Annotated in this window: 25 protein-coding genes; 16 read left to right on the forward strand and 9 right to left on the reverse strand. The window is 60.3% G+C overall.

The annotated features are described in order from the left end of the window. Positions 1-12 precede the first annotated feature (12 nt). The 13 genes from ccoN (at position 13) to JKL45_RS14140 (ending at position 12,664) form a co-directional block, all read left to right on the forward strand. Entirely contained in the window at positions 13-1,677 is a 1,665-nt protein-coding gene (gene ccoN / locus JKL45_RS14080) for a cytochrome-c oxidase, cbb3-type subunit I (RefSeq protein ID WP_201861850.1), read from the forward strand. 11 nt (positions 1,678-1,688) lie between these two features. Continuing rightward, positions 1,689-2,423 carry a cytochrome-c oxidase, cbb3-type subunit II gene (gene ccoO / locus JKL45_RS14085; protein WP_201861852.1) on the forward strand — a complete coding sequence of 245 codons (735 nt, stop codon included), beginning with the start codon at positions 1,689-1,691 and terminating at the stop codon, positions 2,421-2,423. 12 nt (positions 2,424-2,435) lie between these two features. Beyond that, a complete protein-coding gene (locus JKL45_RS14090; protein WP_201861853.1) occupies positions 2,436-2,591 on the forward strand; it encodes a cbb3-type cytochrome c oxidase subunit 3 in 156 nt (51 codons plus the stop codon). Positions 2,592-2,595: 4 nt separating this feature from the next. Beyond that, positions 2,596-3,480, forward strand: a complete 885-nt coding sequence (ccoP, locus tag JKL45_RS14095) for a cytochrome-c oxidase, cbb3-type subunit III (RefSeq protein ID WP_201861859.1) — start codon at positions 2,596-2,598, stop codon at positions 3,478-3,480. A 131-nt stretch (positions 3,481-3,611) separates the two neighbouring features. Next, positions 3,612-5,069, forward strand: a complete 1,458-nt coding sequence (gene ccoG, locus JKL45_RS14100) for a cytochrome c oxidase accessory protein CcoG (RefSeq protein WP_201861861.1) — start codon at positions 3,612-3,614, stop codon at positions 5,067-5,069. 11 nt (positions 5,070-5,080) lie between these two features. Next, the gene (locus JKL45_RS14105; RefSeq protein ID WP_201861862.1) at positions 5,081-5,578 is read left to right on the forward strand and encodes a FixH family protein; all 498 of its coding nucleotides are present in this window, start codon (positions 5,081-5,083) and stop codon (positions 5,576-5,578) included. Between the two features lie 13 nt (positions 5,579-5,591). Further along, complete coding sequence (locus tag JKL45_RS14110) at positions 5,592-7,826, forward strand: heavy metal translocating P-type ATPase (protein WP_201861863.1); 2,235 nt, start codon at positions 5,592-5,594, stop codon at positions 7,824-7,826. Positions 7,827-7,830: 4 nt separating this feature from the next. Further along, a complete protein-coding gene (ccoS, locus tag JKL45_RS14115) occupies positions 7,831-7,980 on the forward strand; it encodes a cbb3-type cytochrome oxidase assembly protein CcoS (protein ID WP_201861866.1) in 150 nt (49 codons plus the stop codon). Then, complete coding sequence (locus JKL45_RS14120; protein WP_201861867.1) at positions 7,977-9,092, forward strand: hypothetical protein; 1,116 nt, start codon at positions 7,977-7,979, stop codon at positions 9,090-9,092. The genes ccoS and JKL45_RS14120 overlap by 4 nt, the downstream gene beginning before the upstream one ends. A gap of 97 nt (positions 9,093-9,189) precedes the next feature. Next, entirely contained in the window at positions 9,190-10,767 is a 1,578-nt protein-coding gene (locus tag JKL45_RS14125) for a PAS domain-containing sensor histidine kinase (RefSeq protein ID WP_201861868.1), read from the forward strand. Further along, positions 10,757-11,383: a response regulator FixJ gene (fixJ, locus tag JKL45_RS14130; protein WP_201861869.1), complete on the forward strand. Its 627-nt coding sequence runs from the start codon at positions 10,757-10,759 to the stop codon at positions 11,381-11,383. The genes JKL45_RS14125 and fixJ overlap by 11 nt, the downstream gene beginning before the upstream one ends. Before the next feature lie 111 nt (positions 11,384-11,494). Beyond that, the gene (locus tag JKL45_RS14135; protein ID WP_201861871.1) at positions 11,495-11,872 is read left to right on the forward strand and encodes a response regulator transcription factor; all 378 of its coding nucleotides are present in this window, start codon (positions 11,495-11,497) and stop codon (positions 11,870-11,872) included. Positions 11,873-11,983: 111 nt separating this feature from the next. Next, on the forward strand, positions 11,984-12,664 hold the full coding sequence (locus tag JKL45_RS14140; RefSeq protein ID WP_201861873.1) for a helix-turn-helix domain-containing protein: 681 nt from the start codon (positions 11,984-11,986) through the stop codon (positions 12,662-12,664). Between the two features lie 145 nt (positions 12,665-12,809). Here JKL45_RS14140 and JKL45_RS14145 read toward each other — a convergent pair whose 3' ends face one another. From JKL45_RS14145 to JKL45_RS14170, 6 genes are all read right to left on the reverse strand, one after another. Beyond that, positions 12,810-13,607: an HpcH/HpaI aldolase family protein gene (locus tag JKL45_RS14145; protein ID WP_201861874.1), complete on the reverse strand. Its 798-nt coding sequence runs from the start codon at positions 13,605-13,607 to the stop codon at positions 12,810-12,812. An 87-nt stretch (positions 13,608-13,694) separates the two neighbouring features. Then, positions 13,695-14,414, reverse strand: coding sequence for a ribonuclease activity regulator RraA (locus JKL45_RS14150; RefSeq protein ID WP_201861875.1), 720 nt, complete (start codon positions 14,412-14,414; stop codon positions 13,695-13,697). 18 nt (positions 14,415-14,432) lie between these two features. Further along, positions 14,433-16,172, reverse strand: a complete 1,740-nt coding sequence (gene araD / locus JKL45_RS14155; RefSeq protein ID WP_201861876.1) for an L-arabinonate dehydratase — start codon at positions 16,170-16,172, stop codon at positions 14,433-14,435. A gap of 54 nt (positions 16,173-16,226) precedes the next feature. Next, positions 16,227-17,732 (reverse strand): tripartite tricarboxylate transporter permease, encoded by a 1,506-nt coding sequence (locus JKL45_RS14160; RefSeq protein WP_201861877.1) that lies wholly within the window; start codon positions 17,730-17,732, stop codon positions 16,227-16,229. A gap of 9 nt (positions 17,733-17,741) precedes the next feature. Further along, on the reverse strand, positions 17,742-18,203 hold the full coding sequence (locus JKL45_RS14165) for a tripartite tricarboxylate transporter TctB family protein (protein ID WP_201861878.1): 462 nt from the start codon (positions 18,201-18,203) through the stop codon (positions 17,742-17,744). Between the two features lie 154 nt (positions 18,204-18,357). Further along, positions 18,358-19,329 carry a Bug family tripartite tricarboxylate transporter substrate binding protein gene (locus tag JKL45_RS14170; RefSeq protein ID WP_201861879.1) on the reverse strand — a complete coding sequence of 324 codons (972 nt, stop codon included), beginning with the start codon at positions 19,327-19,329 and terminating at the stop codon, positions 18,358-18,360. A 185-nt stretch (positions 19,330-19,514) separates the two neighbouring features. Between JKL45_RS14170 and JKL45_RS14175 the strand changes: the two genes are divergently transcribed. The 3 genes from JKL45_RS14175 (at position 19,515) to JKL45_RS14185 (ending at position 22,042) form a co-directional block, all read left to right on the forward strand. Further along, complete coding sequence (locus JKL45_RS14175; RefSeq protein ID WP_201861881.1) at positions 19,515-20,213, forward strand: GntR family transcriptional regulator; 699 nt, start codon at positions 19,515-19,517, stop codon at positions 20,211-20,213. Between the two features lie 152 nt (positions 20,214-20,365). Then, complete coding sequence (locus JKL45_RS14180) at positions 20,366-21,382, forward strand: LLM class flavin-dependent oxidoreductase (RefSeq protein WP_201861882.1); 1,017 nt, start codon at positions 20,366-20,368, stop codon at positions 21,380-21,382. Between the two features lie 429 nt (positions 21,383-21,811). Next, positions 21,812-22,042: a hypothetical protein gene (locus tag JKL45_RS14185; RefSeq protein WP_201861883.1), complete on the forward strand. Its 231-nt coding sequence runs from the start codon at positions 21,812-21,814 to the stop codon at positions 22,040-22,042. 405 nt (positions 22,043-22,447) lie between these two features. Here the strand turns inward: JKL45_RS14185 and JKL45_RS14190 are convergent, their stop codons facing one another. The 3 genes from JKL45_RS14190 to JKL45_RS14200 all read right to left on the reverse strand — a co-directional run bounded on the left by JKL45_RS14190 (position 22,448) and on the right by JKL45_RS14200 (position 25,279). Then, a complete protein-coding gene (locus tag JKL45_RS14190) occupies positions 22,448-22,861 on the reverse strand; it encodes a hypothetical protein (protein ID WP_201861884.1) in 414 nt (137 codons plus the stop codon). A gap of 148 nt (positions 22,862-23,009) precedes the next feature. Further along, the gene (locus JKL45_RS14195) at positions 23,010-23,927 is read right to left on the reverse strand and encodes a hypothetical protein (RefSeq protein ID WP_201861885.1); all 918 of its coding nucleotides are present in this window, start codon (positions 23,925-23,927) and stop codon (positions 23,010-23,012) included. A gap of 953 nt (positions 23,928-24,880) precedes the next feature. Then, positions 24,881-25,279 (reverse strand): hypothetical protein, encoded by a 399-nt coding sequence (locus JKL45_RS14200; RefSeq protein ID WP_201861886.1) that lies wholly within the window; start codon positions 25,277-25,279, stop codon positions 24,881-24,883. Positions 25,280-25,378: the final 99 nt, after the last annotated feature.

The following is a 25,378-nucleotide window of genomic DNA, read 5'->3' on the forward strand; positions in this document are numbered from 1 at the left end:
AGGTTGAAGCCTATGGCTCAAGCGGTAGCACCCTCAAAAGGAATGACCTTCGGCGAAGGGGGCTCCGCCCTTGCCTTCGCCGCCCTGGCGCTCCTCAGCATCATCATCGCGGCGAAGGCCTATACGCCCGAATACGCCTTCCACGCCTACCTTTTCGCGGCAGCCAGCGTGGCTGCCGTGTTCGCCATCGTGAACCGGTACTACGAGCGCCCGGCGCAGCTGCCCCCGCTGACCATCGGCGACAAGCCGAACTACAACATGGGACCCGTGAAGTTCGCCACGATCGCCTCCGTGATATGGGGCATCGCCGGTTTCACCATTGGCCTCCTGATCGCCCTACAGCTCGCCTATCCGGCCCTTAACTTCGACACGTCCTGGCTATCGTTCGGCAGGATGCGTCCGCTGCACACATCGGCCGTGATCTTCGCCTTCGGCGGCAACGTGCTGATCGCCAGCTCGTTCTATGTCGTGCAGCGCACCTGCCGGGCCCGCATGGTCGGCGACATCGCACCCTGGTTCGTGGTCCTGGGCTATAATTTCTTCATCGTGATCGCCGGCACGGGCTACCTGCTTGGCATCACGCAGGGCAAGGAATATGCCGAACCCGAGTGGTATGCGGATCTCTTCCTGACCGTCGTGTGGGTCACGTATTTCCTGGTCTTCCTCGGCACGGTCATGCGACGCAAGGAGCCGCACATCTATGTGGCGAACTGGTTCTATCTCGCCTTCATCCTGACCATCGCGGTCCTGCATCTCGGCAACAACGCGGCTATCCCGGTCTCGCTGTTCTCGCCCAAGAGCTATATCGTGTGGTCGGGCGTGCAGGATGCGCTGGTGCAATGGTGGTACGGCCATAACGCTGTCGGCTTCTTCCTCACCGCCGGCTTCCTCGCCATCATGTACTACTTCATCCCGAAGCGGGCCGAGCGGCCGGTCTATTCCTACCGGCTCTCGATCATCCACTTCTGGTCGCTGATCTTCATGTATATCTGGGCAGGCCCCCACCACCTGCATTACACCGCCCTGCCCGATTGGGCGCAGACGCTCGGCATGGTCTTCTCGGTCATGCTCTGGATGCCCTCATGGGGCGGCATGATCAACGGTCTCATGACTCTCTCGGGTGCCTGGGACAAGCTGCGCACCGACCCTGTGCTGCGCCTCATGGTGGTGTCGGTTGCCTTCTATGGCATGGCCACTTTCGAAGGTCCGCTCATGTCCGTGAAGGCCGTGAACTCCCTGTCGCACTACACTGATTGGACCATCGGCCACGTCCATGCCGGCGCACTCGGCTGGGTCGCCTACATCTCCTTCGGCGCCATCTACTGCCTCGTGCCGTGGCTGTGGAACAAGAAGGAGCTCTACTCCATGAAGGCCGTCTCCTGGCACTTCTGGATCTCCACCCTGGGCATCGTTCTCTACATCTCGTCGATGTGGGTGGCCGGCATCCTCCAGGGCCTCATGTGGCGCGCTTATACCAGCCTCGGCTTCCTTGAATACTCCTTCATCGAGACGGTGGAAGCGATGAACCCCTTCTATGTCATCCGTGCACTCGGCGGCGCCTTCTTCGTGGCCGGCAGCCTGATCATGGCCTGGAACGTCTGGAAGACGATTTCGGCCGGAGAGGCGGTCGAGGAAGTGCCTCAGACCATGCAGCCCGCCCTCATTGCCGCCGAATAAAGGAAACGATCATGTCATTCTGGTCCCGTCACAAGATCTTCGAGACCAATTCGATCATCCTCATCCTCGGGGTGCTGATCGTCATCTCCATCGGCGGCCTGGTCGAGATCGTGCCCCTCTTCTACCTGAAGAGCACCATTGAGAAGGTGGAGGGCGTCAGGCCCTACACCCCGCTCGAGATGGCGGGCCGCAACATCTATGTGCGTGAGGGATGCTACAACTGCCACAGCCAGATGGTGCGTCCGTTGCGCGACGAGGTGGAACGCTACGGCCATTACTCGCTGGCAGCCGAGAGCATGTACGACCGGCCCTTCCAGTGGGGCTCCAAGCGCACCGGCCCGGATCTAGCCCGTCTCGGCAACAAGTACTCCGACGACTGGCATAAGGATCACTTAAAGGATCCTCGCGCGGTGGTGCCCGGTTCAATCATGCCGAGCTATCCATGGCTCGAGAAGACGGAGCTCGACACGTCCACCATCGCGCAGGAGCTGAAGGTTCAGGCGACCCTCGGCGTCCCCTATACCGCAGAGATGCTGAAGCTGGCCGAGAGCGACATTCGGATCCAGGCCAATGGCGACGACCCGAATGCTATCGGCCTCGCCAAGCGCTATCCGAAGGCGCAGTCGCGCACCTTCGACGGCAACCCGCAGAAGGTCACGGAAGCCGACGCCCTCATCGCCTACCTGCAGATGCTGGGTACACAGGTCGGCTTCAAACTCTACGACAACAAGGCCAACGTGCGCTGAGGACCGACGAACATGCCAGCCGCATATAAATTCTTCGCCGAATTCGCCCAGACCTGGGGGCTCCTCTACTTCGTCGCCGTCTTCCTGTCGGTGCTGATCTATGCCCTCGCTCCCTCGCGGAAGGCCCGCTTCGATGAAGCCTCCCGCATGCCTCTCCAGGAGGATTGATCCCATGGCCCATGAGTCTCATGAACAGGTGGATGCCGTCACGGGCGTCACCACAACGGGGCACGCCTGGGACGGCATCCAGGAGCTCAACAACCCATTGCCGCGCTGGTGGCTGTGGACATTCTACCTGACGATCTTCTGGTCTGTTCTCTACGCCTTCGCCTACCCGGCAATTCCGATGATCTCGTCCTACACCAGGGGTGCGCTCGGGTGGCATTCGCGCGACGCGGTCGTGGTGGAGCTCGAAGCTCTCAAGCAGCAGCGCTCCGGCATGACGACGAAGCTCGCAGGGTCTTCTCTCGAGGAGATCAAGCAGAACCCTGAAATGTTCGCCTTCGCGCGGGCTCAGGGCAAGGCCGCGTTTGGCGACAATTGCGCTCCCTGCCACGGAGCGGGTGGCGCTGGCGCCAAGGGCTATCCGAACCTGAACGACGACGATTGGCTCTGGGGCGGATCGCTCGCCCAGATCGAGCACACGATCCGCCACGGCGCCCGCTCGACGAGTGACCAGGGCCATTCAGGTACCATGCCTGCCTTCGGCCGCGACGGAATGCTGAAGCGCGAAGAGATCTCTCATGCGGCGGATTACGTTCGGTCCCTGTCGGGCCTTCCGACCGACAAGGGAGCCGATCTGGCAGCCGGTGCCAAGGTCTATGCCGATAACTGCGCCGCCTGCCACGGCATCAAGGGACAAGGCAGCCAGGAACTCGGCGCGCCGAACCTGTCGGACAAGATCTGGCTCTTCGGATCGGACAAGGCGAACATCGTGGAAGGGCTGATGAACGGCCGAGGAGGCGTCATGCCAACATGGCACGGACGACTGGATGACACGACCATCAAGGCGTTGACTCTCTACGTTCATTCCCTGGGCGGCGACCAGAAGCCGTGAGCCTGTTCAAGTTCTGAGAACCAAGCGGCTGGTGGGCGACCTCCGGCCGCTGCTTGATTTGGATCAAGGCGGCTTGGCGTGCCGCATCGTATCCCATCGTCATTCAGATCGAGACGATTGCGATAGATTCGATGGCCGACGCCCCCCTTCCCCATCCCTATGGAGCCTCGGCCGACGACGCGCCGCTCTATGCTCCCCGCAAGCAGATTTATCCTCAGGCCGTCAAAGGCCGCTATCGCACGATCAAGTGGATCGTCCTCGCCGTTACCCTCGGCATCTACTACTTCCTGCCCTTCATCCGTTGGGATCGCGGCCCTAACGCGCCGGACCAGGCCATTCTCGTCGACCTGGCCAACAGCCGCTTCTATTTCCTCTTCATCGAGATCTGGCCGCAGGAGGTCTACTACCTGACCGGCCTTCTGGTCCTGGCGGCGCTGATCCTTTTCCTCATGAATGCCGTCGCCGGCCGGATCTGGTGCGGCTATCTCTGCCCTCAAACCGTATGGACCGACCTGTTCTACGCTGTCGAACGCTGGGTGGAGGGCGACCGGCGGGAGCGGATCCGCCACGACAAGGAAAAGCTTACCCTCCCGGTCTTCGCTCGGAAGGGATTGAAGCATTTCATCTGGATCATGATCGCCTGGTGGACTGGCGGCGCCTGGGTGCTCTACTTTGCCGACGCACCGACCCTAGTCTATGAGTTGGCAACCTTCCAGGCGTCTTACATTGCCTATCTCTGGATCGGCATTCTTACCGTCACGACCTACACCCTCGCCGGCTTCATGCGCGAACAGGTCTGCACCTATATGTGCCCATGGCCGCGCATCCAGGCTGCACTGACGGACGAATACGCGCTGAACGTCACCTACCGCTACGACCGCGGCGAGCCGCGTGGCTCGGTGAAGAAGAACGAGGCGTTGAAGCTGCAGGGCCTGCCTGCCGGCGATTGCATCGATTGCAATCAATGTGTGGTCGTTTGCCCCACGGGCGTCGATATCCGCAAGGGCCTGCAGCTCGATTGCATCCAATGCGGCCTGTGCATGGACGCCTGCGACAGCGTCATGGATAAGATCGGCCGCCCCCAGGGCCTGATTGCCTACGATACCGACATGAACGTCCAGGCGCGCATCGAAGGGCGCCCGGAAGTGCGCCGCATTCTGCGCCCGCGCACACTCTTCTATGCCGGCCTCATCGCCCTTGTCGGCGCGATCATGATTACCTCTCTCGCCATGCGCCAGAGCCTCTACTTGAGCGTCATGCACGACCGCAACCCCCTCTTCGTCCGCCTCTCCGATGGCTCGATCCGCAACGGCTTCACCATCCGTGTCGCCAACAAGAATCTCGACGAGCGCCGCTATGCTCTCATGGTGGAAGGGCTAGGCGAGGCCAAGGTGGAACTGGTCGGCGGAGAAATCGACCAGCAGGGCCGCTCCATCGTCACCGTCGGGCCGGATCAGACCCTCGAGGCGCGCGTTCTGGTGACGGATACCGCTTCGATGGCCGAAGACTCGACATCTGTCCGCTTTGTCCTGACCGACCTCGCCACCGGCGATACCGCGAGCACGAGCGATCACTTCAAGGCTCCATAAGGATCGATCCCATGACCACCACAGCCACTACAAAACGGCCGCCGAGGCCCATCACCGGTCGCACGGTCCTTCTCTATTTCGTGTCGTTCTTCGGCGTCATCTTCGCCATGAACTTCTACATGGTGCGCGTTGCCATCTCGAGCTTCAGCGGCGTTGAAACGGAGAGCGCCTACAAGGCCGGCCTATCGTTCAAGAACGATGTTGCGGCCGCTCAAGCCCAGGACTCCCGCCATTGGACGATCGAGGCATCCCTGCCCCACGGCGCGGCCTCAGACATCATCATCACGGCGCGCGATGCCCAGGGGCATGCCTTAGCAGGTCTCACGCCCGAGGTTCGTCTCGCCCATCCCACCGACAAGCGTCGTGACGTGATCCTCGAAGTCGTCGAGCTGACACCCGGCCGGTTCAAGAGCCTGACACCTGCGCCGGAAGGCCTGTGGGATTTCGTCATCGACTTGAAGCGCGAGGCGAAAACCGTTTTCCGCTCGAAGAGCCGTGTCACACTCTGAGGATTCCTTTTCGATGGCCGACACTCTCGATCTCTCCATCTACGTGCAACGCCAGGGCGATGGCACGGCTCATCTCGACCTTGCCGTCGAGGGGATTGATTGTGCCGCCTGCATCGACGAGATCGAGGGTGGCTTATGCCGGCTTCCGGGCATTGTGGACGCGCGCCTGAACTACACCAATCATCGTCTCGCCGTGGAATGGCGCGACGGAGCGGTTTCTCCGACCGATGTAGTGGAAGAACTCCAGCGGCTCGGCTACCGGGGGCATCCCTTCCGGTCGAGGCTGGTGGAGGAAGAGGAGGATCGCCGGGCCAAATGGCTCTTGAAATGCCTGACGGTTGCAGGCTTCGCCTCCATGAACATCATGTTGCTTGCCGTATCCGTCTGGTCAGGCAACGTCACGGACATCACGCCTGAGACCCGCGACTTCTTCCATTGGCTCGCTGCCCTCATCGCCCTGCCGGCGGTCGCCTATGCCGGCCAGCCGTTCTTCCGAAGCGCCTTGAACGCGCTGCGCAACCGCCGCACCAACATGGATGTGCCGATCGTCATCGGCATTCTGCTGGCCCTGACCGTGTCGGTGGTCGAGACAATCAACTCTGCCGAGCACACATATTTCGACTCTGTCGTCATGCTGCTCTTCTTCCTGCTCTGCGGCCGCTACCTCGATCAGGCCATGCGGCGCAAAACCCGAGCGGTCGCAAGCAACCTCGCGTCGTTCCGGGCCGAAGTCGCACGCAGGATCGAGGAGACAGGCGAGGTCGTCCTGCTCCCCACCGCTGCCTTGAACGCTGGTGACCGGGTTCTTGTGCGCCCGGGTGAGCGCATTTCCGTTGACGGCGTCGTCATCTCCGGCTCTTCGGACATTGACGAGAGTCTCGTAACCGGAGAGACGACTCATCGGGCTGTGAGAGCCGAGGATCAGGTCTATGCCGGGAGCATGAACTACAACGGCACCCTGACCCTGCGGGTCACCGCAGCGGGCAAGGGCACGCTCCTCGACGAGGTCGAAAGGCTGTTGGAGAACGCGGCGGCGGCCAAATCGCGTTATGTGCAGTTGGCCGACCGGGTGGCAAAGATCTACGCGCCGGTCGTCCACACGGCGGCCGCCATCACGGCCCTGACCTGGATTATGACCGGGGCGTCCGTGCACGATGCTCTGATTGCGGCCATTGCGGTTCTCATCATCACATGCCCGTGCGCGCTGGCACTGGCCGTGCCGGTGGTCCAGGTGGTTGCCTCTGGGGCTCTCTTCCGCGCCGGCGTGTTCCTCAACGCGGGCGACGCCTTCGAGCGCCTGGCCAAGGTCGATACGATCGTCTTCGACAAGACCGGGACCCTGACTCTCCCGGCCATGAGTGTGATCAACGCCGGCGATGTGGAGCCCAGGCTGTTGGAGGCCGCAGGCCGGCTTGCGCTGTCGAGCCACCATCCTCTGGCCGCTGCAGTGGCGCAGATGACTCAAGACCGCCGGCCCTATGGCGATGTCCTGGAAGAGCCCGGTCAGGGTGTTTGGGCCGTCGTAGACGGTCAGGAGATGCGGCTCGGCAGCCTGACCTTCTGCGGTGCTCTAGGCATCGCGGAGAAAATAGCCTCGACCGATCCGATGGCCTCCGTAATCGCCTTCTCCTGGGGTGACAGGCAGACCGTTCTGCTTGTACGGCAGGCGCTTCGCCCTGACGCTGTCACCATCGTGCAGAGCCTGCGCCAGCGCGGCTTCGACTGCCGCATCCTGTCCGGCGACCGGTCCGAGGCCGTAGCCCCCATTGCCGCCATGCTCGGCATCGACCTATGGCGCGGCAACTGCAAGCCGGCCGACAAGATCGAAGCGCTTGAAGCTCTCAAAGCCGACGGCCGCAAGGTGCTGATGGTCGGCGACGGCCTCAACGACGCACCGGCACTGGCGGCGGCACATGTCTCGCTGTCGCCGATCAGTGCCGCAGATCTGACGCAGGCGCAGGCCGATGCGGTCTTCCTAGGCGACAGGCTGAAGCCTGTGCAGGATACTCTCGAGATCGCCCGCCGGGCTCACCGACTCATGCGACAGAATCTTGGCATTGCCCTGATCTATAACCTGATTGCCGTTCCCCTCGCCTTCCTTGGCTATGTTACGCCCCTGGTGGCGGCGCTTGCCATGTCAGGGTCCTCGTCCATCGTGACACTGAACGCTCTTCGGAGCCGCGGCCGGGCTCCCATCATGCCTGCTGCCCCTGTCGCTTCTAATTCTATCCTGGTCGAGGGAGCCTGATGCCATGGAAGTGTTGATTTACCTCGTTCCCATAGCCCTCCTGCTGGGGCTCACGGGTCTCGCGGCCTTTCTCTGGTCGCTCAAGGATGGGCAGTATGACGACGTGCAGGGTGCAGCCGTCCGGGTCCTATCCGATGACGACGTCCGGCGATGACATCGCTATCCGCCATGCCCCGAGCAGGGCGGCTCGACTGTGTGTGCGAGCCTGGACCGGTCAGCGACAGCACCGCTGATCGCAGCCCAACGGCGCCTCTCGCCATCGGTTTTGCCTTCTCCATCCTGGCGCAGGTTCTCACCTTGAGCATCCTCCCGCTGGCGGGCCTCGCGCTTGCGCCGAGCAAGGGCTGGGCCACGGTGCCCTATACAGCCTTCTATGCAGGAGCGGCGCTCGCCAGTCTGCCAGCGTCCCTCCTTCTCGATTCCTTCGGACGCCGGGCGGCTTTTTCTCTGGGCGGGAGCCTTGGGGCGGCGGGCGGCCTGGTTCTGGTCTGGGCTCTCGTGACGCTGCATTTCGGAGCCCTGGTGCTCGGGGCCTTCTGGCTCGGCATCGCTGCTGGCTTTGGCTTGTTCTATCGCCATGCTGCCATGCCCATGGGTAGCAAGGGCACCAGACCTGTACTGATCGTCTTCGGAGCAGCCACCCTTGCGAGCTTGGCTGCGCCGACCATTGCCGATCTCGCAGGGATCTTTGCCTCACCGCGGGCATTTGCCGGAACGGCGGCGGCGGCCGCACTGGCTCATGTGGGGTCTCTTGCCGCCACCGCGGCTCTTCCCTATCGCAGGACGCGTGAGGTTCAAAGCCAAGCCAAGGGGTTGCAACGGTTGCGCGACATTGTGGCGCCAACGGCTCTCGGCACCTTGGCTTGGTTCCTCATGACGGCTCTCATGGGCGCGATGCCGATCGCAATGGTTGGGTGCGGCCTTGCGGAGGCCGTCGCAGGAACGGTCGCGTGGCACATCATGGCCATGTATGCCCCTTCCCTGGCACTTGCCTGCCTTCCCAGCGCGGCCCGCCCTGTTCCTCTGGTTTCACTGGGAGGCCTTCTGCTGATCGCAGGAAGCCTGATCTTTGGATTATCTCAGGAAGCGACGGGCTTTTCCCTTTCGGTCGCCCTGATCGGCATTGGATGGTCACTTGTGACCCTCGGCACCACCTTATGGATTTATAAGGATGGCGCGCCATCGCGCCTCCTGCTCGGCATTCACGACGGTTCCCTGCTCAGCGGCGCACTTCTGGGGGCATTCGCGGCCAGCGCCTTCTCGTAACCTTCTCTCCCGCGACATGCCTTCCATAGAAGGCAACCCGCTCCTGTGATAGGAGCCAGGGTGGAAACAACGATTTTTACAGGGTATACCGCACCTGATGCTCCGGAGCCCGTTTCCGGACGGGAGAATCTGTTTGACGACTGCGCCCAACCTCACTGCCGTCTCGCCATGCTCGGATCAGACTTTCGAGCGCCTCGTAGATGCAGTGGCAGATTACGCGATCTGCATGCTTGACTTGCAGGGGCATGTCACCACCTGGAACACCGGAGCCGAGTATATTACCGGCTGGGGCAAGGACCAGGTTCTGGGCCGGCATTTCTCGATTTTCCATACGCCCGAGGATCGGGCGGATGGCAAGGCTGACCGCGCACTCGAACTCGCCCATAAAACTGGCCGTTTCGAGGAACAGGGTATCCGAGTTCGTCAGGATGGCACCACTTTCCTGGCACATGTCAGCCTGACCCCATTGAAGGACGCAGCGGGGCAGTTGCTGGGCTATGCCAAGGTAACGCGCGACATCACCGAACGCGCTGCAGCTGAAGAAGCTCTCAAAACCCGTGAAGCGCATCTTCGTTCGATCCTGGAGACTGTGCCGGACGCCATGATCGTTATCGATGAGCAGGCGAGGATGCAGTTCTTCAGCGCCGCAGCCGAACGCCTGTTCAATTTTAAGGCGCAAGAAGTGATTGGTGAGAACATCAAGATTCTCATGCCAAATCCCTACCGGGACCAGCATGACACTTATATGAGCCGCTATCTCACGACCGGTGAGCGCAAGATCATTGGAATCGGACGCGTAGTGGTCGGGCAGCGCAAGGATGGTTCCACGTTTCCTATGGAGCTTGCAGTCGGTGAAATGCGCTCCAGCGGCCAGCGTTACTTTACCGGATTTATCCGTGACCTGACGGAGCGCCAGAGAACTGAAGCCCGCCTGCAGGAGCTGCAATCCGAACTCGTTCACATGTCTCGCTTCACGGCTCTTGGCGAGATGGCTTCGACATTAGCCCACGAGATCAATCAGCCCCTCACGGCCATCGCCAATTACCTCAAGGGATGCCGCCGCATCCTCCAACGCATGGTAGGCGACGAAGTACCTATGCTGCAGAATGCGGTCAACGAGGCGGCCGACCAAGCCCTCCGGGCAGGCCAGGTCATCCGCCATCTGCGTGAGTTCGTGACCCGTGGCGAAAGCGAACGCCACATCGAGAACCTGCCTAAGCTCGTCGAGGAAGCAAGCGCACTGGCCCTGGTCGGCGCTAAGGAGAGAGACGTACGCGTCACCTTCAGTCTCGATCCCAATGCCTCTCTTGTGCTGGCGGATCGCATTCAGGTGCAGCAGGTCTTGCTGAACCTCATTCGCAATGCCATCGAGGCGATGCAGGATGCGCCGCAACGCGAACTCGTGGTGGCAACCAAAGCGCTGTCGAGCGACCACATGATTGAAGTCAGCGTCTCGGACACGGGCACCGGCATCGCACCTGAGATCATCAATCAACTATTCCAGCCGTTCATCACGACCAAGAAGCACGGCATGGGTGTCGGCCTTTCGATCTGCCGGACGATCATCGAGTCGCATGGCGGCAAGATCTGGGTTAAGTCGAAGCCGAACCAGGGCACCAGTTTCAGGTTTACCCTGCGATCTGTCAGTCAGGAGGAGTTGGCTAATGCCGAGTGAGGCTGTTGTACATGTGGTTGATGATGATCAGGCGGTACGCCAATCGCTTTCTTTCCTGCTCGCCTCAGACGGCCTGCCAGTGCGCCTTCACGAATCTGCCTCCTCGTTCCTGCAAAATGTGAGGGATGCATCGACCGGATGCATCATTACCGATGTCCGCATGCCAGGGATCGACGGCATCGAGTTTCTACGTCGCCTGAAGGCAGGCGGCTTCAGGCTTCCTGTCATCGTCATGACAGGCCATGCGGATGTCCCTTTGGCCGTTGAAGCCATGAAAGAGGGCGCGCTCGACTTTATCGAAAAGCCCTTCGACGACGATCTCTTTCTCGCAGCCGTCCGGGCCGCTCTGAAGCGCCAAGAGCAGAATGCTCACCAGGACGCCCAAGCCACCGAGATCAAAGCGCGGGCTCTCTCCCTTTCTGAGCGCGAGGCCCAGGTTCTGGAAGGTCTTGTCTCCGGCAAAGCCAACAAGGTCATTGCCTACGATCTCGGCATCAGCCCGCGTACGGTTGAAATCTATCGGGCAAACGTTATGAGCAAGATGCAGGCTTCAAGCCTCTCGGAGCTTGTCCGTATGGCTCTTCTGATCGGCCAGCGGTCCATCCCTGGTCCTTAAGGGAAATTCCTGAATAGGAGAGAGCCTGCAAGTTGAGGCATATCAAGTCCTTAATTCCGTGGGTGGAGTAGGCCCAAGGTTCTCCAGCCAGGAATTGCGCAGGATCGTACCATGCCGGTGAAATCAGGGCCGGTCATCGTCGTGGACGATGACGCGGCCGTCCGACAATCGTTGAAGTTTGCTCTCGAGATGGAGGGCCTGGACGTGCGCCTCTATGAGAGCGGCGACCAGCTCCTTGCCGATGTCGACCTGCCTGCAACCGGCTGCCTCGTCGTCGATTACTACATGCCGAAGATGAACGGGGTCGAGTTGATGGAGCGGCTCCGGCGACGTGCCGTCAAGCTCCCGGGCATATTGATCACAGCCAGAGCCACCAAGGATATGCAGAAGCGGGCGGTTCACTCCGGCTTTCGGCAGGTGCTGGAAAAGCCGCTTGAGGACAGCACCCTGATTGACAGCATTCTTGGGGCTCTCTCGCCTTCTGCTTAGTGCCTGCGATCACCTAAGGGATATCCCTTAGGGGAAGCATCTGAATTTTACGGCCCACCCCCCCAAGGTAATTCTGAGCTCACGTCAGACACAGAAGAAGACGAGAGTTCCATGCAAACCGTCCACGCCTCAAGCATCTCCCAGCCCGCGCCTGCTATCCTTCTACGCAGTGTTCCCCTGCCGCGCCCGTCACAGGATACAGTCGCCCTAGGAGCCACACGCACTGTCGCCAAGGACGAAGAGATTTTTGCCGAGGGAGACCGACCGGCCTTTTTCTACAAGGTGGTGACCGGCGCAGTGCGGACCTACAAGCTTCTCAGCGACGGACGGCGGCAGATTGATGCCTTTCACCTTCCTGGCGACATCTTTGGCCTTGAACCCGGTGAGGAACACCGCTTCACCGCCGAGGCACTCGGAGACACGACCGTCGTCCTCTACCGCCACTGCAATCTTGGCGCATTAGCCCTGGATGGCGGAGAACTTTCCCGGCAGATCGTGACCGCAATGATGCGCTCGCTTGAGCACGCGCAAAATCACATGCTGCTTCTCGGACGCAAGAACGCGTTAGAGAAAGTCGCCACGTTCCTGCTCGCCATGTCGAAACGCGTTTCCAATGACGAACAGGTCGACCTCCCAATGTCGCGCCTCGACATCGCTGATCACCTAGGCCTGACCATCGAAACGGTCTCGCGTTCCTTGACCCAGCTGGAACGTAAGGGTGTTATCGATCTCCCCACACACCGTTCCATCGTCTTACGCGACAAAGAAGCCTTGGGGCAGCTGGATTCTTAAGATTTGAAAGACCAAAAGTATCGGAACGGGAGCGTTTGTAATATACGGCTTGACTAAGCACGCCGATATTATCGTTTTCCCATAGGCGCAGGTCTTACAGTACGAAGTTATGAAGAACTCCATACTGGAGTTCTCGGCGGAATTTTCAAATAATTGCACCAGCACCGGCTGCGATCAGTGTCCGTGTATCGGCTACGCTTGCGCGAGACGCAGCGGCGAGGAGGCGGACGTCGTTGGGGAGTGTCACTAGATCGAAGCCCCAGCTTATGGCCTTTGCGGCGTAGGCCGGCGCACCGCAGTGAAGGGCGGCACGGATGCCAGTCCGATGGGCGGCATCGAGGATCTTGCGGATCGCGTCTACCATCTCCGGTTCCTCCCGATCGAAACCGAAGGGGTATTGCCGCCCGGTCAGCCCAAGGGTCAGATCGGACGGGCCGATATAGATGCCGTCCAAGCCTGGGGTCGAAACGATCTCCTCAAGATTTTTAAATGCCTCAGCCGTTTCGATCATAGCGAAGCAGAGAACATAGTCATCTGCCTCCGCACCATAGTTTGATCCAGCGGAGAACACGGCCCGGGTCGGACCGAAGCTGCGGGTTCCTGCCGGAGGATAGCGCATGTACGACACAAGTTCGGCCGCTTCGGCCCCGCTGTTGATCATCGGGCAAATGACCCCGCAGGCTCCAGCGTCAAGCACCTTCATGATGGCGGCGGGATCGAGCCACGGAACACGCACGAGAGGCGCGACTTCACTGGCGCGCATCGCCTGCAGCATGCTGACTGCAACCTGATAGTCGATGAGCCCATGCTGGAGGTCGATCGTGATGGAATCGTATCCCTGCTCCGCCAGAATCTCGGCCGTAAACGCATTCGGAATTGAGAGCCAGCCATTTAGTACCGGCTTGTTGTCCGCCCATAGCGACTTAATCCTGTTCGCTTTCATCTCGCCTCCAAATGACCTACACCTTGCGCTTGGAGCGTAAGGCGTTTTGCAGACTCGTCATGTTGTCGCTCTTCGTCAACCATCCAATCAGCGGCCCGTTCTCTCGCGCCAAGCTGCAAAGTCGATGCTGGCCTGCTCGTCCGTGGCCGGATAGAGGCCCAGGATGGAACGCCCCTTCAGGACCTCCTCGGTCACGAAATCCTCGAACGCCGTCATCTCGACCGTCTCATCTGCGATCTCGTCAGCCAGGTGAGCCGGAATCACCACCACGCCTTCGGCATCGCCGACGATGACGTCGCCGGGGAACACCGGCGCATCGCCGCAGCCGATCGGCACGTTGATGTCGATGGCTTGGTGCAGGGTCAAGTTGGTCGGGGCGGATGGACGATTGTGATAAGCTGGAATCCCAAGGCTCTCGATCTCGGGCGTATCGCGAAAGCCGCCGTCGGTGACCACGCCGGCAACGCCCCGCACCATCAAGCGGGAGATCAAGATCGAGCCGGCCGAGGCCGCACGCGGGTTCTTGCGGCTGTCCATGACGAGAACCGCCCCCGGAGGGCAGATCTCTACCGCCTTACGCTGCGGATGCTCACGGTCCCTGAAGACGCTCAGCTGGTTCAGGTCCTCACGAGCCGGCATGTAGCGCAGCGTGAAGGCCTCGCCCACCATCGGGCCAGCATCGCGGTTGATGCGGTGGACGTCCTGGATCCACTGGTTGCGCAGCCCGCGCTTGTAGAGAGCCGTCATCAGCGTAGGGGTCGCGACTTTCTTGAGCTTCTCGCAGGTCTCAGACTTCAGTCCGGTCATTGGTGCATCTCCTGGAACTTAGAAAATATCGGGCTCGGCCACGGGTGCGCCGTGGCTTGTTTCGAGGAAATCGAAGTCGCAACCCTCATGAGCTTGGCGGATATGCTTGGTAAACATCCAGCCGTAGCCACGCTCAAAACGCGGCTTGCGCTCCGGCAGCAGGGCGCGTCTCAATTCGAGCTCCTCGTCGGCGACTTCGAGGGTGATGCGGCGAGCCGGAATATCGACAGAGATGATGTCGCCTGTGCGTACGAGGGCGAGTGGCCCGCCCACATGCGCCTCGGGCGACACGTGAAGGATGCATGCGCCGTAGCTCGTGCCACTCATGCGGGCGTCCGACAGGCGTAGCATGTCACGCACGCCCTGCCTCACGAGCTTCTTCGGAATCGGCAGCATGCCCCATTCCGGCATTCCAGGGCCGCCCTGGGGGCCCGCATTGCGCAGGACCAAGATATGATCAGCCGTCACATCGAGATCGTCGTCATCGATGGCGGCCTTCATGGAAGGATAGTCGTCGAAGACGAGAGCTGGTCCCGAATGTTGGCGTAACCGCGGCTCGCAGGCGCTCGGCTTCATGACGCAACCATCCGGCGCCAGATTGCCCTTGAGGACGGCGAGCGCGCCTTCCTCGTAGATGGCGTTGTCCACGTTGCGGATGACATCGTCGTTATAGACCTCTGCGCGTGCGATGTTCTCGCCGAGCGTCCTGCCCGTCACCGTGAGACAATCAAGATGAAGATGCCCGCTGATGCGCGTCATCAACGCCGGCAACCCGCCGGCGAAGTAGAAGTCTTCCATCAGATAGGCCGCACCGCTCGGGCGGACGTTCGCGATCACCGGGACCTTGCGGCTGGCGATCTCGAAATCGTCGAGGCCGATATCGTGCCCGGCCCGGCGCCCCATGGCGATCAGGTGAATCACGGCATTGGTGGAGCAGCCCATGGCCATGGCGACCGCGATGGCGTTCTCGTAAGCTGGACGGGTCTGGACCTTGCCCGGTGTGAGATCCTCCCACACCATTTCGACAGCGCGTCGGCCCGCCTCTGCACACATGCGGATGTGATTGACGTCGGCGGCAGGGATAGAGGAAGCACCCGGCAGCGTCATGCCGACGGACTCTGCAATGGCCGTCATGGTGCTGGCGGTGCCCATGGTCATGCAGTGGCCGTGGCTACGGGCGATGCCGCCTTCGACCTCCACCCAATCCTCCTTGGTGATGTTGCCGGCCCGGCGCTCATCCCAATATTTCCAGGCATCGGAGCCGGAGCCGAGGGTCTTACCCTTCCAGTTGCCGCGCAGCATGGGACCAGCCGGAATGTAGATCGTCGGCAGGTTGGCGCTCGTTGCACCCAGCAGAAGGCCAGGCGTGGTCTTGTCGCAGCCACCCATGAGGACCACGCCGTCAACCGGGTGAGAGCGGATGAGCTCTTCCGTGTCCATGGCCAGCATGTTGCGGTAGAGCATGGTGGTCGGTTTGACGAAGTTCTCTGACAGAGAGATCGCAGGCAGTTCGATGGGAAAGCCGCCGGCCTGGAATACGCCGCGCTTCACGTCCTCGACCCGCTGCTTGAAGTGGGAGTGGCAAGGGTTGATGTCGGACCAGGTGTTGATGATCGCAATGATAGGGCGCCCGACCCAGTCCTCGGGAGCATAGCCCATCTGCATGATCCGGGACCGGTGGCCGAAGCCACGCAGGTCGTCGGGAGCGAACCATCGCGCGCTACGAAGATCTTCGGGCTTTTTGGTCTTGGTTGTCATAGGACTCACGTCGTGCCTGTGATGTCGATGTGTTTGGGATCAATGGGCGGGGGCTCAGCCTTCCTCCTGGAAGGCTTCTTCACGCTTCTGGCGGACAGCCGGAGCCAGCACCGTTGCAAGGAGGATGAACGCCAGGATCAGCATCGTCGCGCTGATCGGACGGCCCAGAAAAACCATGGTATCGCCTTTGGAGATCAGCATGGCCCGGCGCAGATGCTCCTCCATCATCGGGCCGAGGATGAACCCGAGCAGCATGGGAGCCGGCTCGCAATCGAGCTTGCGGAAAATGTATCCCAGGAACCCGAAGATCGCCATCAGGTAGACGTCGAAGGTTGCATTGTTGAGGCTGAACACGCCAATGGCGCAGAAGACCAGGATAGCCGGGTACAGGAAGTGATATGGCACCGAGATCATCCGCACCCACAGCCCGATCAGCGGCAGGTTGAGGACGAGCAGGAATAGGTTGCCGATCCACATGGAGACGATGAGGCCCCAGAACAGCACCGGCTGCTCGGTCATCACCGAAGGGCCTGGCTGGATGCCCTGCATGATCATCGCGCCGATCATGAGAGCCATGACGGGATTGGACGGGATACCGAGCGTCAGCATGGGAATGAAAGACGTCTGCGCGCCGGCGTTGTTGGCGCTCTCCGGTCCCGCCACCCCCTCGATGGCACCCTTGCCGAACTGCTCAGGCGTACGGGAGACCTTCTTCTCCAGGGTATAGGCCGCGAACGAAGCGAGCATGGCACCGCCGCCCGGAAGAATGCCGAGCATGGATCCCAAAATTGTCCCGCGCAGGATGGGCGCCGCAATCCTCTTCAGGTCTTCTCTCGTCGGCATGAGCCCCGTCACGCTTTTGAGCACCGCCGTGCGGGTCGCTTCGTTCTCTAGATTGCCGATGATTTCTCCAAGTCCGAAAACGCCCATGGCGACAACGACGAAATTGATCCCGTCGGCAATCTGCGGGAAGCCGAATGTGTAACGGGTCGTGCCAGAATTCACGTCGGTTCCGATCAGTCCCAGGATGAGGCCGAGGATGATCATGCCGAAAGCATGCAGCAGCGAGCCATGTGCCAGCACAACCGAAGCGACAAGGCCTAGCACCATCAGGGAAAAGTATTCGGCAGGACCGAACTGCAAGGCAAGATCCGCCAATGGAGGTGCGAAGACGGCAAGAAGCACAGTCGCGACAGTGCCGGCGAAGAAGGAGCCGATGGCAGCCGTCGCCAGCGCCTTGCCCGCCTTGCCCTGGCGAGCCATCTGGTAGCCGTCGAGCGCGGTCACAACGCTCGATGATTCACCCGGCAGGTTGACCAGGATTGCAGTGGTGGAGCCACCATATTGCGCGCCGTAGTAGATGCCGGCCAGCATGATCAGCGCCGAGACCGGCGGCAGGCCGAAGGTGACAGGCAGCAGCATGGCAATGGTGGCCGTCGGCCCAAGGCCGGGCAGCACACCGATTGCAGTGCCGAGGAGCACGCCCGTCATGCAATAGGTCAGGTTCCAGAACGTCAGGGCGGTTTCAAGACCAAGCCACAAGTTGGAGATCGTTTCCATGGCCCGCCCCTACTCGCCAAACCAGGAGCCGACGAGCGGCAGAGGCACGCCAAGAGCCTTGACGAAAACGACGGTGCAGAACGCCACCAGGAGGATCAATCCGGCGACAGCCTTGGGGTCCAGGCGGAAATATTGGCTCGCGAAGGCGCTGGTCAGAATGAGGACAGTGAGGGCGACGACCAAGCCCGCCGTAGGGAGCAGCAGCCCGAAGAGAGCCACCGAGCCGACGACGAGCGCCAGAGGCTTCCAGGCGATGGCGCCGACAGGTTGACCCTCCTGACGAAAAGCGCGCGCTGCGGAGAGCAGGCCGATCAGCATGAGGATGACGCTGAGCACGGAAGGGAAATAGCCTGCTCCCATGCGCCCTGCCGTGCCCATCGGATAATCCCGGCCGATCCAGAAGGCGGCGGCCCCGAAGGCGATGTAGAGCACGCCAGCCCAAAAATCTTTCTTCTGGAGCACGTGTGACATCACGAGCGTCCTCCTGGTGCAATGAAGATGAGCGCTTCGCCATCACCTCAGCGCGCACGATGGCTGCACAAGGACCGGACGAAAGGCGACGCTCTGAGCAATCTCAAAATGTCAGGATGTGGAGCAGCCAGGACGGCTGCCCCACGAGGCTGGATTATTGGTCAGCCGTGATCTTGCCGGTTTCGACAACAGTCTTCCAGCGACTGATTTCCTGGTTCAGGAAATCCGAGAATTGGCCGCTCGTGTTGGCGACGACCTCGAAGCCGATGTCGTTGAACTTGCCCTTCACGTCGGGCGAGTTCAATGCGGAGATCAGGGACTGTTCGAGCTTGCTCTTCACATCGGCCGGGAGTCCTTTCGGGGCTGCGACGGCCTGCCAGGAATAAACTTCGACTCCCTCGACGCCAGCCTCTTTCATAGTCGGTGCATCCGAGAAGGTGGGGTTCCGCTTCTCAGCCGTAACGGCCAAAAGCTTCAGCTTTCCGGCCTTGATATGGTTCGACACGGCGCCGAGGTTCTGGAACGACACGTCGGCGTGGCCGCCGATCAAATCAGTGATAGCGGGAGCGCCACCCTTGTAGGGCACATGGACGCCGGTGGTGCCGGTCTTCTGCCAGAACAGAGCCGCCGTAAGATGGTCAGACGAGCCCGCTCCGGACGAGGCGAATGTCACCTTCTCAGGGTTCTTCTTGAGATGCTCGACAAGCTCCTTGACGTTGTTGGCCGGAAAATTCGGGTTGGCCACGAGAACGTTCGGCGTGCGCACGGCCACCGTGAGCAGGTCGAAATCCTTGGTCGGGTCGTAAGGCAGGCTCTTGTAGAGAACCGGGTTGATGGCATAGACGCCGATTGAACCGACGATTAGGGTGTAGCCATCGGCCTTGGCCTTCGCGACCTGCCCTGCACCGAGGGAGCCATTAGCGCCAGGCTTGTTCTCAACGACGATGGGCTGCCCCAGGCTTTCCTGCATCTTCTGGGTGGTCACGCGAGCCGTCGTGTCGGATGCGCCACCTGCCGGGAACGGCACCACCACCGTGACAGGCTTTTCCGGATAGCCGGCAGCGAATGCTGGTGCAGAGATCGCGATGCCCAGAACTGCGGCAGATAACAGCTTCAGCGACTTCATGCGCTTCCTCCTATGATTTGCGTCAGGTGTTGTTACCCGTCTGTGCGGGCTTGCGGCTGGATGTCCCAGCAAGAACATTGGCGACTAAAACGCTAATGCATTAGCCTGTCAACTTGTATTCTAATGCAAATTTTTGATGTAATACTGCCCGGCAATTGGGCCGCAGCCCATAGGAAGGACAGGAGATGGATACCTTGACGGTGACTTCATTGCGGCCCCGGGACAGGTCACGCCATGCGGCTCCTCAGGTTTTCGAGTATCTGCGAGAAGCCATCCTCGCCCTCACCCTCGCCCCGGGAACGGTGCTGAACCGCCTCACCCTCCAGAAGGAATTCGGCCTTAGCTCGACGCCGATCCGGGACGCTCTCCTGAAGCTCCAGGAGGAGGGTTTGGTGGAAATTTTCCCGCAGCATGCGACCGTCGTCAGTCCAATCGACCTGACGCTTGCTCATCAGGCGCATTTCCTTCGCCGTTCTTTGGAACTTGAGATCGTCAGGACCCTGGCGCTCACGCCCGATCAGAGGCTGATCGCGAGGCTCCACGGCTTCCTGGCTCAACAGCAGGCCCTGATGGAGGCTGAAGATTTCGAAGTTTTCGCCGCAGCGGACCAGGACTTCCATCAGCATCTCTATGAGGCTGCGCAGATGCAGGAACTCTGGGTTCTCGTGCGCAGCCGCAGCGGACATATCGATCGTCTACGCCGACTGCACCTTCCTACTCCGGGCAAGGCTCAAAACATTGTGCATCATCACAGGCTGATCGTGCAGGCCATTGCCGACGGCAAACCCGAGGAAGCACAGAAGCATCTCCGGGAGCACCTCTCAGGCACATTGTCCCATATCGATGAGATCAAAGCCAAGTATCCCGGGTACGTCCGAGTCTAGGCAACGACCAAGCCTAGAGATGATATTGCCCAAGCAGACATGCGGTCGGATTGATCTGCCGTGGGAACGGCCTTACGAGGGATTGGGCACGTACAGCCAATCTGCCTGCTATCGTGTCGAATCAACCGAAGGCATGTGCTGAGAGCGGACTCATGAAGAAGATCGGATTTCTGTCGTTCGGACATTGGTCGCCTTCGCCCCAATCACAGACGCGAACCGCCCGTGACACCCTCCTTCAATCGATTGACCTTGCCGTGGCGGCGGAAGAGCTTGGCGCGGACGGCGCCTATTTTCGTGTCCATCACTTCGCGCGCCAGCTCGCCTCGCCTTTTCCGCTGCTGGCAGCCGTCGGCGCGAGGACCAGCCGCATCGAGATCGGCACGGCCGTCATCGACATGCGCTACGAAAACCCTCTCTACATGGCCGAGGATGCAGGCGCGGCCGATCTGATCAGCGGCAGCCGTCTTCAGCTCGGCATCAGCCGCGGCTCACCCGAGCAGGTGATCGATGGCTGGCGGTACTTCGGTTATGCGCCCGAGGAGGGCCAGAGCGATGCCGACATGGCCCGCCAACATGCGGAGGTGTTTCTGAACATCCTCAAAGGTGAGGGTTTTGCCCAGCCGAACCCGCGCCCGATGTTTCCGAACCCTCCCGGCCTGCTGCGCCTTGAGCCACACTCGGAGGGCCTGCGAGAGCGCATCTGGTGGGGGGCTGCCTCCGATGCCACGGCCGCATGGGCCGCACAACACGGCATGAACCTCCAGAGCTCGACCCTGAAGGAGGACGAGACAGGCGAACCCTTCCACGTTCAGCAGGCCAAGCAGATCCGCCGCTACAGGACAGCCTGGAAAGAGGCGGGACACATCCGCGAGCCACGCGTCTCGGTCTCACGCTCAATCTTCGCCCTCGTGGACGACCGCGACCGCGCCTATTTCGGCCGCGGCAACGACAGTGACCAAATCGGCATCATCGACAACATGCGCGCCATCTTCGGCCGCTCGTATGCTGCCGAGCCAGACCGGCTCGTGGAAGAACTCAAGGCCGACGAGGCGATTGCAGAGGCCGATACCCTGCTTCTGACTGTACCGAACCAGCTTGGCGTCGATTATAACGCCCATGTCATCGAGGCTATCCTGAAGCATGTCGCGCCAGCCCTAGGCTGGCGGTGACGACCGGCTCAGTTTCCTGTTCGGCGTTCCAGTTTAGACAGCCAATCTTCGTGGCCACCACCTTAAGTGGCATGGGTTGCGCCAGAAATAGCAATCAACTTATGGGAACCGCCAGCGAGACACTGCTGCTGCCAAGCTTTAGCAACACTCATACACAGTTCGTGAAGGAATAAGCCGATGTCTGCGTGCGTTTGACAGCCATGCATTCGCACTCAAACGCAGGATAAAGCTCATGTCCCTTGATCAAGGCTCACAGACGATCAACTCGGAACAGATCGATGGCTCCCACGCAGGTCCCTCGCTTGGGAGGGCCTCGATCCTCTTCGTTACCTCTGTCAGTTCCTTCATCGGGGCAAGTCTCTTGCTCGCCAGCATATGACAAGGAAGCGCACCAGAACATTCCAATCCTCTGGAGCAGGGATCTCTATCATGAGCAGAGCAAGGACCGACCCCACAGTGGAGCTCGTGGCTCGGGCAATCTACGAGGCTGAGAAACATGGCTCCTCATGGGACAACGGCCCTGCAACGAGCAAGGAGCGCTCCCGGGAGTATGCTCGCAATGCCATCAGGCTGCTGAACGACGACATCGGCGTTCTTCTCTTCGCGTTGAATGAGGCGGCAGCGGAGCACTCCTTAAGAGGTTCGGGAGCAGTGAACTGACCCCATGTTGATCGGTGAAGCTTCAGCGCAGAGCCACAACGGAACCCGCAGCATTGAGCCGGCACGCAACGCGGGACTGTCGAATCTGGCGTGCGTTCGCACGGGCATACACGACGCTGACCTGGAGAGGAGCCATGAGCCCGCCACCTGGTAGGCGGCTTGTCTGCCCGGCCCCTGCCGCATCCACCCGGATTGCTCCATAACGAAGAGCCGCCGCCGCGATGGAAGTGCGGCATAGCTCGACAATCCGGCCTGATACCCCCGCTCGCATCCTTCGCACCTCAATCGGCTCCCCTCTCTCGGCACGCGAGGGTTCAAGACGAGGGATAAGCGAGGATGGGAGGTTCAATTCGGCCATGCCCTCTCGAGCTGCGAATGATGCAGCCGTTGCCGCTGGTGTGCCTCCTACAGCCTCAGCCCTTGGCGCGGCCGGCGGCTCCGCACTACGAGCGTCCCGATTATCGCGACCCCCGGTATTGGCGGTTGATCCTCCGCGAGCACTCTGTCCAGCATCTGCTGGGCTGCTGCTCCCTCCAGCAACTCCTTCGCTGGCACCACGTCCATGACTGCCACGCCCCTCGGCACTCCCTCCGCTTCTGTTGTTCCCTGCCCCCTGCCCCTCGTTGCCCTGACCGCCTCTGCTGCCTCCACTGTCCTGGCCACCACGCCCGCCCCTCTCTCCACCACCGCTGCTGTTGCCTTTATCGCCATTGTTGGCGTTGCCGCCGTTGCCTTTGCCCCCACCATTCCCATGATCCTGACCGCCACCATTTCCATGACCTTGGCTGCCCCCACCGCCATTCTCTCCGCCTCTACCATTGCCACCGCCGTTACCCTCATTCTTGGCAGCGACAGGATGAGCTGCCAGCAATGCAGCAATGACAATTGAAGTGAGAGGTATCCGGAGCATGGCTCCTCCTAATGATTGAGGTTCAGGAAACCACTGAGGCTGGACGCTGACGAAAGTTCACCAAAGCTTGCTGTCGGGCAGCAAATCACCCGGCAAGCTAAGAGCGCCAGAGTCACGCTGATTTCGAGTCTCCTGAGTAAGCACGCGGGGCGGCTGACCTGCTTGTTGCGGGGGCTTTCCTACTGTTCGCACGTTCCGGTTTGTCGGTTCGTGGGTGAGCCTAGTGTGTCTTGATGCGTCAGGATCAGGTGTGGAAATTGGAGCAGCCACAGTCTTGTTAGCTGGTCTAGCCAGCGGTTTAACCCTGGTACTTAAGAGAGCTTGATGAGGCTTGTCAGTGATCGCCCTGGGGCTTCTGCTCGGCCGAATATTTCGAACTGGGAATTGTCTTTGCTCGATGGATAAAGTCTGATTTGCCTTTGGAGGCAGAGAGAGCTCGGAGGCTCGCTCTGCTGGGTGGACATCTCTAGGGTTATCGAGAAGAGATTCATCAACAATCCCGTCGTTCTTTGACCCAGGCTGGCTCTCTGTCCTGTGGCTTGGCAGAGCAGTGGCGATCGCCAGCTGATGCTGTACCGCTTCCAGCTGCGCAAACGCAGAAGCAGCTCTCACGGTCTCGACGTCCGCTGTTGTCTTAGCCTTGAGAACCTCCGTACTAAGGTTTGACAGCTCCTCCTGCAATGCGGCGACCCTGAACAGTGCATTGTCTGCACGTTTTTTCTGCTCAGTCTCCGCGCTTATGAGTTCGGGTGTTTGTCTTGCGTGCTCCTTTGCATCAGCAAGCTGCTCCCGGAGAACCAGTACCTCCTCCTGCGTCTCCCGCAGGTTAGCCAACTTCTCTTGAAGGCTAACAACCTGCAGCTGAGCAGCGGCGGCACTATTCCGCTCCCGCTCAAAAGCGGCTTGGAGCGCAAAGAGCCGGACCTCGCCATCTGCCGCAATCTCGGAAGAGCCTTGCAATGCGAGCAGGGGCACATCTTGCCACGTAGCGATTGGCGGGGAGTATGATTTAGGCACCCCCCCGCTGTTGGCATCTGCATTATTCGGAGCAGGCGGGATGTCGGTTACTTCGGCTAGGTGGTGTCCTCTTATATGCCGTCCATTTGCCAAGCCTGGCAATAGGTAGGCTGTGGTGCCCAATGCACCAAGGGCCCCGATTATGATCCACCATTTTCTGTCTATGGTTGATCTTCCCTCGTGGACCGACCCAGATCGCCAGAACATTTGTCGAGTCATGGCCAGCCCTCTTTTATCTAACCCTTACGGGTTGATGGCTCGCACGAAGGGCACCCATGATTACAATCTCTCGTTTAGATGGCCTCGCCGATGGCAATCTATTACGAAGCCGCATTATGGCTTCGCCGTGTATTCACACTGGAAATTTGGAGCGATGATACCTTTGGGGGTGTTCAATGCCTACACAGAGGGCCGGAAACACGGGCCTCTTTGCAGGTCTCGAAGCACGTGATTAACCTTTGGGATCAGCATCTTTTACGAAGATGTCTCGACGCCCGGAGGCGCTGGAGGAGGCATCCAGTGAGTAGCGTCATCCACGTCGATATAATCACGCAGATGACTGTCGAAGAATACGAACGCACCTTGAGGAAATCCGGGACCTTGATGCCAAAACACATCAATGTAACGGACTCCGTTTTCCGTCCATACATCGAGCCTGGATCCATCCCGAGGTGCGGTCTTCAACGGCCGCCATTCACTCATTGAGGGGCTCCTTCAAAGGAACAGAATCTTCCATGCTTGGGCAATATCGAACAAATCCGACGATGTCTTCCATAGAGTGATAGTTGCCATTCGGGGAGACACGAAGCAGGAATGACATGCGACCGCTTCAGCGGAGACCAAGATAAGCTTTGAGCCGGTTTGCAAGTATGGTCGATACTAAGGAAGGGAACGCACAAGCGCTTGGCGGATCAGAAAGCACCTCCCGAGACCTGATGTCCATGAGCGATCAACGCATTCTTCCGCATCCGCCCGGAGCGAAATACCTTCTTTGATGCCGGCAGCAGAGCTGCGTTTAGCACCTCATTCAGTCTCTGAAGCTCCTCCTGCAAGCGTTCAAGACGCGTTAGCAACTCGGAATCGGATATTCGGGCAGGAGATTGATCAGCACGGGAAGGATGCTGATTGTCCGTGGCTTGACGGATGCACGCCAATGCAGTCCGCCCGATCCCCGGAACGGCCAACCAGCTTCTGTCGCAGATCAGAGCAACCTCTCGAATAGCAGGTGTGCGCCCCTTGAACTCGCGCAAGATCGCAAACTTCACCCGAGATGGAACAGTATCCAGAGGAAACAACTCATTCTCATGCATCACAAATTTCCGCTTATCCCAAAGACGATCATAAAGTCAGTGTTCAATCGAGGCAAAGGCGCGTCAGGATTTAGACTGATTTGAGATCTTACACGGCTA

The sequence above is a fragment of the Microvirga soli genome (assembly GCF_016734765.1).
Taxonomy (GTDB): Bacteria; Pseudomonadota; Alphaproteobacteria; order Rhizobiales; family Beijerinckiaceae; genus Microvirga; species Microvirga soli.

What these genes read in the sequence shown, in the direction of transcription:
- JKL45_RS14200 (WP_201861886.1), bottom strand. Translation starts at nt 25,279, where the DNA reads ATGCATGAGAATGAGTTGTTTCCTCTGGATACTGTTCCATCTCGGGTG.
- ccoG (WP_201861861.1), top strand. Translation starts at nt 3,612, where the DNA reads ATGGCCGACGCCCCCCTTCCCCATCCCTATGGAGCCTCGGCCGACGAC.
- araD (WP_201861876.1), bottom strand. Translation starts at nt 16,172, where the DNA reads ATGACAACCAAGACCAAAAAGCCCGAAGATCTTCGTAGCGCGCGATGG.
- ccoN (WP_201861850.1), top strand. Translation starts at nt 13, where the DNA reads ATGGCTCAAGCGGTAGCACCCTCAAAAGGAATGACCTTCGGCGAAGGG.
- ccoS (WP_201861866.1), top strand. Translation starts at nt 7,831, where the DNA reads ATGGAAGTGTTGATTTACCTCGTTCCCATAGCCCTCCTGCTGGGGCTC.
- JKL45_RS14145 (WP_201861874.1), bottom strand. Translation starts at nt 13,607, where the DNA reads ATGAAAGCGAACAGGATTAAGTCGCTATGGGCGGACAACAAGCCGGTA.
- JKL45_RS14170 (WP_201861879.1), bottom strand. Translation starts at nt 19,329, where the DNA reads ATGAAGTCGCTGAAGCTGTTATCTGCCGCAGTTCTGGGCATCGCGATC.
- JKL45_RS14135 (WP_201861871.1), top strand. Translation starts at nt 11,495, where the DNA reads ATGCCGGTGAAATCAGGGCCGGTCATCGTCGTGGACGATGACGCGGCC.
- JKL45_RS14175 (WP_201861881.1), top strand. Translation starts at nt 19,515, where the DNA reads ATGGATACCTTGACGGTGACTTCATTGCGGCCCCGGGACAGGTCACGC.
- JKL45_RS14190 (WP_201861884.1), bottom strand. Translation starts at nt 22,861, where the DNA reads ATGGTAGAGGCGGAGAGAATGGCGGTGGGGGCAGCCAAGGTCATGGAA.
- JKL45_RS14180 (WP_201861882.1), top strand. Translation starts at nt 20,366, where the DNA reads ATGAAGAAGATCGGATTTCTGTCGTTCGGACATTGGTCGCCTTCGCCC.
- ccoP (WP_201861859.1), top strand. Translation starts at nt 2,596, where the DNA reads ATGGCCCATGAGTCTCATGAACAGGTGGATGCCGTCACGGGCGTCACC.
- JKL45_RS14090 (WP_201861853.1), top strand. Translation starts at nt 2,436, where the DNA reads ATGCCAGCCGCATATAAATTCTTCGCCGAATTCGCCCAGACCTGGGGG.
- JKL45_RS14105 (WP_201861862.1), top strand. Translation starts at nt 5,081, where the DNA reads ATGACCACCACAGCCACTACAAAACGGCCGCCGAGGCCCATCACCGGT.
- fixJ (WP_201861869.1), top strand. Translation starts at nt 10,757, where the DNA reads ATGCCGAGTGAGGCTGTTGTACATGTGGTTGATGATGATCAGGCGGTA.
- JKL45_RS14185 (WP_201861883.1), top strand. Translation starts at nt 21,812, where the DNA reads ATGAGCAGAGCAAGGACCGACCCCACAGTGGAGCTCGTGGCTCGGGCA.
- JKL45_RS14160 (WP_201861877.1), bottom strand. Translation starts at nt 17,732, where the DNA reads ATGGAAACGATCTCCAACTTGTGGCTTGGTCTTGAAACCGCCCTGACG.
- JKL45_RS14165 (WP_201861878.1), bottom strand. Translation starts at nt 18,203, where the DNA reads ATGTCACACGTGCTCCAGAAGAAAGATTTTTGGGCTGGCGTGCTCTAC.
- JKL45_RS14140 (WP_201861873.1), top strand. Translation starts at nt 11,984, where the DNA reads ATGCAAACCGTCCACGCCTCAAGCATCTCCCAGCCCGCGCCTGCTATC.
- JKL45_RS14110 (WP_201861863.1), top strand. Translation starts at nt 5,592, where the DNA reads ATGGCCGACACTCTCGATCTCTCCATCTACGTGCAACGCCAGGGCGAT.
- ccoO (WP_201861852.1), top strand. Translation starts at nt 1,689, where the DNA reads ATGTCATTCTGGTCCCGTCACAAGATCTTCGAGACCAATTCGATCATC.
- JKL45_RS14150 (WP_201861875.1), bottom strand. Translation starts at nt 14,414, where the DNA reads ATGACCGGACTGAAGTCTGAGACCTGCGAGAAGCTCAAGAAAGTCGCG.
- JKL45_RS14120 (WP_201861867.1), top strand. Translation starts at nt 7,977, where the DNA reads ATGACATCGCTATCCGCCATGCCCCGAGCAGGGCGGCTCGACTGTGTG.
- JKL45_RS14125 (WP_201861868.1), top strand. Translation starts at nt 9,190, where the DNA reads ATGCTCCGGAGCCCGTTTCCGGACGGGAGAATCTGTTTGACGACTGCG.